This is a genomic window from Candidatus Thioglobus sp. (genome assembly GCF_028599055.1).
Taxonomy (GTDB): Bacteria; Pseudomonadota; Gammaproteobacteria; order PS1; family Pseudothioglobaceae; genus Thioglobus_A.
Genome location: NZ_JAQRMS010000062.1, coordinates 1 through 7,383, shown reverse-complemented (window position 1 = coordinate 7,383; position 7,383 = coordinate 1). Strand labels below are relative to the sequence as shown.

Annotated in this window: 6 protein-coding genes; all 6 read right to left on the bottom strand. The window is 40.1% G+C overall.

Annotated features, from left to right (window positions below):
* Nucleotides 1–96: 96 nt before the first annotated feature.
* Entirely contained in the window at nt 97–2,433 is a 2,337-nt protein-coding gene (gene lon, locus PSN35_RS05130; protein WP_300030393.1) for an endopeptidase La, read from the bottom strand.
* The gene (hflX, locus tag PSN35_RS05125; RefSeq protein WP_300030390.1) at nt 2,412–3,722 is read right to left on the bottom strand and encodes a ribosome rescue GTPase HflX; all 1,311 of its coding nucleotides are present in this window, start codon (nt 3,720–3,722) and stop codon (nt 2,412–2,414) included. Before hflX ends, lon begins: the two co-directional genes overlap by 22 nt.
* A gap of 11 nt (nt 3,723–3,733) precedes the next feature.
* Nucleotides 3,734–4,999, bottom strand: coding sequence for an ATP-dependent Clp protease ATP-binding subunit ClpX (gene clpX / locus PSN35_RS05120; RefSeq protein WP_300030387.1), 1,266 nt, complete (start codon nt 4,997–4,999; stop codon nt 3,734–3,736).
* A gap of 2 nt (nt 5,000–5,001) precedes the next feature.
* On the bottom strand, nt 5,002–5,598 hold the full coding sequence (gene clpP / locus PSN35_RS05115; RefSeq protein WP_300030384.1) for an ATP-dependent Clp endopeptidase proteolytic subunit ClpP: 597 nt from the start codon (nt 5,596–5,598) through the stop codon (nt 5,002–5,004).
* A gap of 4 nt (nt 5,599–5,602) precedes the next feature.
* Nucleotides 5,603–6,898, bottom strand: coding sequence for a trigger factor (tig, locus tag PSN35_RS05110; RefSeq protein WP_300030381.1), 1,296 nt, complete (start codon nt 6,896–6,898; stop codon nt 5,603–5,605).
* A 114-nt stretch (nt 6,899–7,012) separates the two neighbouring features.
* Nucleotides 7,013–7,383, bottom strand: a 371-nt coding sequence (locus PSN35_RS05105) for a c-type cytochrome (protein WP_300030378.1), incomplete at its 5' end; no start/stop codon positions are given.

Sequence of the window (7,383 nt, the reverse complement as noted above, 5' to 3'; positions counted from 1 at the left end):
AACAAACACTTTCAGCGGACTGCTAACACAGCCGTTGAAGTGAGGCGTTCACACGGCGCTTACAGCGCCTTTTTTTATTGATCTTAAAACTTGCTGTTATTGTTCTAAGGCAATATCCAATACTTCATCAATCCACTTAACTTTGATCACATTAAGATTGCCTTTGATCTTCTCTGGCACTTCAGACAACTCACGTTCGTTGTCATCTGGAATGATCACGGTTTTAATACCGCCACGAAGGGCTGCTAGCATTTTCTCCTTTAGGCCGCCAATTGGCGTTATTTCACCACGTAAGGTGATTTCACCAGTCATAGCCACATCAGCCTTAACCTTACGCCCTGTGAGTACAGATACCAACGCTGTACACATTGCCGCACCCGCACTCGGGCCGTCTTTTGGTGTTGAACCATCAGGTACATGAATATGAATATCAAGCTTTTCTTGAAAATCATCACTAAGGCCTAGTTCTTTTGCTCGTGTGCGAGTGACGCTCATAGCCGCTTGAATGGATTCTTTCATGACGTCGCCTAGTTGGCCAGTATAGTTAAGCTTACCCTTACCCTTATAAGCGGTTGCTTCAATGGTTAAAAGATCGCCACCAACTGATGTCCATGCCAAACCAGTTACTTCTCCGACTTGGTTGTTTTCTTCAGCCAGACCAAAACGATGTTTCTTGACGCCTAAATATTTTTCAAGATTCTTGTCACTAATGGTAGCTTTGGTTTTGCGCTTCTTAAGCACCACCTCTTTCACCACTTTACGACAAATAGTGCTAATGGTTCTATTAAGGCCACGCACGCCTGCTTCACGGGTGTAATAACGAATAATATTTAAAATAGCCGAATCTTTAAAGCTAATTTCATTCGCCTTAATACCGTTACTGTCCATTGCTTGCTTAATCAAGTGACGCTTGGCGATCTGGACTTTTTCATCTTCCGTGTAACCAGATAGCTCAATAATCTCCATTCTATCTAACAATGGCTGAGGTAGGTCAAGTGAGTTAGCCGTTGCCACAAACATCACTTGCGAGAGGTCATAATCAACTTCTAAATAATGGTCATTAAAGGTATGATTTTGCTCAGGGTCTAGCACTTCTAACATTGCTGAAGAAGGATCTCCGCGATAATCGCTGGCCATTTTCTCAATTTCATCAAGTAAAAATAGTGGATTTTTTACGTTGACTTTCTGCATTTTTTGCACAATTGAGCCAGGCATGGCACCAATGTAAGTACGTCTGTGACCCCGAATTTCAGCCTCATCACGAACACCACCCAAAGCCATACGCACATATTTTCGATTAACCGCTTTGGCAATAGACTCACCCAAAGAAGTTTTACCCACACCTGGCGGGCCCACCAAACACAGAATATTTGCCTTATTATGAGACACTCTAGTTTGTACCGCCAAATGCTCCAAAATACGCTCTTTAACTTTATCCAGGCCGTAGTGATCATCATCAAGAATTTTTTGCGCCTTTTTCAGGTCTTTATTGATGATGGTTTTCTTTTTCCAGGGTACATCACATAAATTTTCAATATAGGTGCGAATGATAGAAGCGTCAGATGATTGAGACGACATGCGTGATAACTTCTTAAGTTCGCTTTGCGCTTTTTCTTTAGCTGCTTTAGGCATTTTTGCCTTATTAATGCTTAACTGCAACTCCTCAATTTCATTTTCATCTTCAGCGTTACCCAATTCTTTTTGAATGGATTTCATCTGCTCATTCAAATAATAATCACGCTGATTGGATTCCATTTGCTTGCGCACGCGTGAGTGAATTTTATGCTCAGTGTCCAGCACCTCGATTTCACTTTGAATAACCGTTAAAATTTTATTCAATCTATCCTGAGCCTGGTCACCGCCAAGAAGCGCTTGTTTTTCAGATACTTTAAGTGCCAAATTAGCAATAATAACATCACTAAAACGCTCAACATCGGTAACATCTTTAAGCATTTTTAAGACTTCTTCAGGAATTTTTTTGTTGAGCTTAATATATTTTTCAAAACTCTCGAGTGCTAGGCGCATCATCGCTTTAACTTCAGTTTCATCTTCTGAGGCTAGTGCCAAATCACTAAGCTGGACCTCGCTATACTCTTCTAAGTCAATGATGGCCTCGACCTTGGCACGCTTCACACCCTCAACCAATACTTTAATTGTGCCATCAGGCAGTTTTAGCATTTGCAAAATAGTGGCCAATGTGCCAACTTCATGCAAATCATCATATTGTGGATTTTCTACTTTGTCGTCTTTTTGGGTGACCAAGAAAATATATTTACTGCCAGCCATGGCGTGAGTAATGGCGTTAACTGAGGTTTTTCTACCAACAAATAATGGCATCACCGTATGCGGAAACACCACGACATCTCTCAAAGGCAACAGAGGAGCATTCTCAAACTTTAAATCAATTTCTTCTATTTCGGGCTTTGTTCCCATAACAACTTGACACCTTTTTTGTTTAATAATTTAGATAAATAGTGATGAGTGACGTTAATTTCAAGTATCCACTGACCAAAATCATCCACCTTTTCGTTGTGGATATAACCAATATTATGAATTTCACTACGAATATACGCACTCATGACATCGAGTTCAATTCGCGCACGTGTCATCATACCACTCAGCTGCTCGGCTAACGCTTGATATAATAAATCAATGCCTTCGCCAGTTTTGCTTGAAATCCATACTCGGTAAACACGTCCTGACTCATCTCGGTCTAGGCGAGGTACAAAATTTTCAAGGCAATCAATTTTATTCATTACCAATATGCTAGGGATTTTTCCCGCACCAATTTGCTCGATAATCTCTTCAACTTGATCAATTTTTTCAACATTATATTCATCAGCACTATCCACAACATGCAACAACACATTAGAACGCTTAGTTTCTTCCAGGGTTGATTTAAATGCATCAACTAGGTCATGCGGTAGGTTTTGAATAAAACCAACCGTATCCGCAATTACCGCCTCACCAGATGCTGGCAAAATAACGCGTCTAATGGTGGCGTCTAATGTTGCAAATAGTTGATCATGCGCATAGACTTCTGCATCTGTCAGTGTGTTAAATAAAGTAGACTTGCCCGCATTGGTATAGCCCGCTAACGCAATCATGGGTAGTTCGTTTTTAGTACGTGATTTACGCCCCAAATCTCGCTGTTTATGGACTTTATCTAAACGCTTGGTGATATTCTTGATGCGTACAGCAATCAAACGCTTATCAGTCTCAAGCTGTGTTTCACCCGGACCACGCATACCGATACCACCTTTTTGTCGTTCTAAGTGAGTCCAACCTCGAACTAGACGTGTAGACAAGTGACGCAATTGCGCAAGCTCTACTTGCAGCTTACCTTCAAATGAACTTGCTCTGAGTGCAAAAATATCTAGGATTAGCCCTGTACGATCCATTACCTGACATTCTAAGGTTTTTTCTAAATTACGTTCTTGAGAAGGAGAAAGTTCGGGTGAAAAAATAACCAAATCAAGTTCAAGCTCTTTAACCATTTGAGCAATTTCATCAACCTTGCCTGTGCCAATATAGTATTGCGCCAAAGCAGAATTTCGATTAACTTGAATAGCATCCACAATATCCAAGCCTGAAGATTCTGCTAGTTCTTTAAACTCAGATTTGGCATTGTGGATATTGCGCGTTGAAGGTAACTCGACATACACCAACAAGGTTCGCTCACCTTGTCCAACGGCTTCTTTCTGACGATCAAATAATTCCAAAAGAGTGGCGCTTAGCTAGCTTTTTTATTAGGCTTGGATTTTTCAGATTTGTAAACAATCAGCGGCTCTTTGTTTTTTTCAACCACTTTTTTATCAATCACCACTTCAGATACATCTTTTAATGATGGCAATTCAAACATGGTGTCTAGCAACAAATCTTCAAGAATTGAACGCAAACCACGAGCGCCTGTTTTGCGCTTTATGGCCAATTTAGCAATGGCTAATAGTGATGTTTTTCTAAACGTTAATTTAACATCCTCAAGTTTAAAGATTTCTTGAAATTGTTTAACCACTGAATTTTTCGGCTTAGTTAGAATTTGTACCAAAGCATCTTCATCCAGTTCTGACAATGCTGTTTGCACAGGCAGTCGGCCAACCAATTCAGGAATTAGGCCAAATTTAATTAAATCTTCTGGCTGGATTAAATCAAATAAGTCAGTCAGTGTTTTCTTTTCGTTCTCATCTTTGACAGCAGCAGAGAAGCCAATGCCGGTTACTTTTTCAACACGGCGATTAATAATTGCATCTAATCCATCGAATGCACCACCACAAATGAATAAAATTTTTGAGGTGTCCACATCAATAGTTTCTTGATTAGGATGTTTACGACCACCTTGTGGCGGCACAGAGGCAACCGTACCTTCAATCAATTTCAACATGGCTTGTTGTACACCTTCACCGGATACATCTCGAGTAATAGAAGGCGAATCAGAACGACGTGAGATTTTATCAATTTCATCAATAAAAATAATGCCGCGCTCAGCACGCTGAGGGTCAAAATCACATTTAGACAACAAACTCTTAATGACATTCTCAACATCATCGCCCACATAGCCCGCTTCCGTTAGTGTGGTGGCATCAGCAACAGTAAATGGCACATCTAAAATACGAGCCAATGTCTGCGCTAACAACGTTTTACCCGAACCCGTCGGACCCACCATTAGGATGTTTGATTTATCTAACTCAACCTCATTAGAAACATAATCATTTTTTAGGCGCTTATAGTGGTTGTAAACCGCTACTGAAAGCACTTTTTTAGAATGATCCTGCCCAATGACATAATCATTTAGAAAATCACGCAACTGCATAGGTGTGTAGTCCCAATCCTGATGCTGATCCGTAATTTCCTTAACCGCCTGCTCTTCGATAAGGTCATGGCAAGATTCAATACATTCATTACAAATATAGACACCCGGTCCAGCGATTAAACGCTCAACTTCAGATTTAGCCTTGCCGCAAAATGAACAAGAAAGTTCTTTTTTATCGTCTTCTGCCATAATTAACGCTTAGCGATCACCTTATCAATCAATCCATAATCAGCTGAATCAGCCGCTGACATAAAGTTATCTCTATCGGTATCCTTTTGAATAGTTTTAAGGCTCTGTCCTGTGTGGGTTTTCATGATGTTATTTAACTTTTCTCTTACAGTTAAAATCTCTTTAGCATGAATGTCAATATCACTGGCTTGACCAGAGAAGCCGCCTAATGGCTGATGGATCATCATTCTTGCATTCGGCAAAGCAAAGCGCTTATCTTTGGCACCTGCTGTTAATAACAAGGCACCCATTGATGCTGCTTGGCCAATACATAAAGTAGACACATCAGGCTTAATAAACTGCATGGTGTCATAAATCGCCAAACCAGCAGTCACCGAACCACCGGGTGAATTAATGTACAAATGAATGTCTTTATCAGGATTTTCAGATTCTAAAAATAATAACTGAGCAACCACCACATTGGCCATATAGTCTTCTACAGGGCCTACTAAGAAAATAATACGTTCTTTTAGTAGGCGCGAGTAGATATCGTATGAACGCTCGCCGCGGGCAGATTGCTCCACCACCATAGGGATTTGATTCAGATTATTAATATCCATTAATTCAACCTTGTTCAGTAATTTCTGTAAATTTCTTTTTAACTGGCTTAATTTTTGCGCCTTCTAAAATTTTATCTTGCACCATTTTTTCAACAATCATTAGCTCAACGCTTGATTTTCTTGAAACGTCTTCATTGTAGTAATCAACCATTTGCTGTGCATTTTCACCGTAAGCTTGAGACATTTCAGCAATTTTTTCATCAATTTGCTCCATGCTTGCCACCATGTTGTTATCACTAGCAATCTGACTTACCATCAAGCCTAACTTAACTCGACGCTCTGCTTCATCATTAAATACCGTTGCTGGCATGTCATCTGGTGCTGACTGACCTTGCTGCTGCATACGATCTTTCATCTCAGCTAATAAATTTTGCGCCTCACCATCAATGCTACCTTGCGGCACGTCAAACTCGTTAGCGCCCGCTAATGCACCAAATATTGCATCTTTATTTAGCTGTTCAATACGGCCATTAATTTCAGTACGCATTTGCTCTTTCATGCTGACAAGCAGCTTATCCATTGTATCTTCGCCGAATTTTTTAGCGAATTCAGCATCCAATTTTGGCAACTTAGGTGAGCCTACTTCGTTAACACTAATTGAGAATTTAACTGGTTTTCCAGCTAAGTGAGTTGCTTGATAATCATCCGGGAAATTCACATCAAGCTCAACGGTTTTACCAGCTTCAACACCAGTTACACTGTCTTCAAAACCAGGAATCATCGTACCTTTGCCTAATACTAATTTAAAGTCAGTCGCTTCGCCACCTTCAAACTTCTCGCCTTCAATCGTACCCACGAAATCCAACGCTAATCTGTCGCCGGCTTTTGACTTACGCTTAACCGCTTTATACTCTGTCAACTGCTCTTGTAGGCCGTTTAACGTTCTGTCTTCGTCAGCCTTAGTAATGTCTACTTCAATTTGATCAATCTCTAGGCCAGAAAAATCTGCCATTTCAATTGTTGGGAATACTTCAAATTCTACTGTGTAGAAAAACTCTGTTTCACCTTCTGAATCAATTTTAGTAACCGTTGGTCTTGCAGCTGGAGATAACTTAACTTCAGTTAATGCCTCAACCAGCGTTTCATTAACAATTTCATTAACCGCTTCTGATTTCGCATTATCGCCAAAACGTTGCTTCACCATAGAAACAGGAACCTTACCCTTTCTAAAGCCATCAATACTCACTTGCGAAGCCATTGTTTTTAAGCTTTTTTCAACCTTTTGGTTGAACATATCAATGGTTACGCCTACTGTTAATGATCTTTTTAGACCTTCTAGTGTTTCTAATGAAGTTTTCATGTGTATTAAATCCGTCTCTTACTGATAAAAAAAGACAATTATACCTAAAATTTAAGGCAATAAAAAAGACAGTAAATACTGCCTTTTTTATAAGTTTACTTTAAAGACTTAGGCTTAATGTAAACCAGCGATATATTGCGCTAGCGCTTCAATTTCTGCATTATTTAAATCTTTAGTAAATGCAGTCATCATTTTTAACTGGTCATTCGTTCTGGCTGGTGCGCTAGATTCTGTTTGTGCATTAATTGATACCTGACGAAAATCTTTCAACTGCTTTGCTGTATACGCTGCATGTTGGGAGGCCAATGCTGGAAATCCTGCTGATGGAATGCCCGCACCCTTAGGGCCATGACAAGCGATACAAGCGGTAATGCCTCTTGTTTTATCACCACCACGGTATAGTCGCTCACCTAGAGCAATATTTGCTGTTTTGCTGGCAACACCTTGTGCAACACTTTGCTTAGAGAAGTGGGCTGCTAAATTAG

Coding starts and splice junctions, on each gene's coding strand:
- tig (WP_300030381.1), bottom strand. CDS start 6,898: ATGAAAACTTCATTAGAAACACTAGAAGGTCTAAAAAGATCATTAACA.
- lon (WP_300030393.1), bottom strand. CDS start 2,433: ATGGGAACAAAGCCCGAAATAGAAGAAATTGATTTAAAGTTTGAGAAT.
- clpP (WP_300030384.1), bottom strand. CDS start 5,598: ATGGATATTAATAATCTGAATCAAATCCCTATGGTGGTGGAGCAATCT.
- clpX (WP_300030387.1), bottom strand. CDS start 4,999: ATGGCAGAAGACGATAAAAAAGAACTTTCTTGTTCATTTTGCGGCAAG.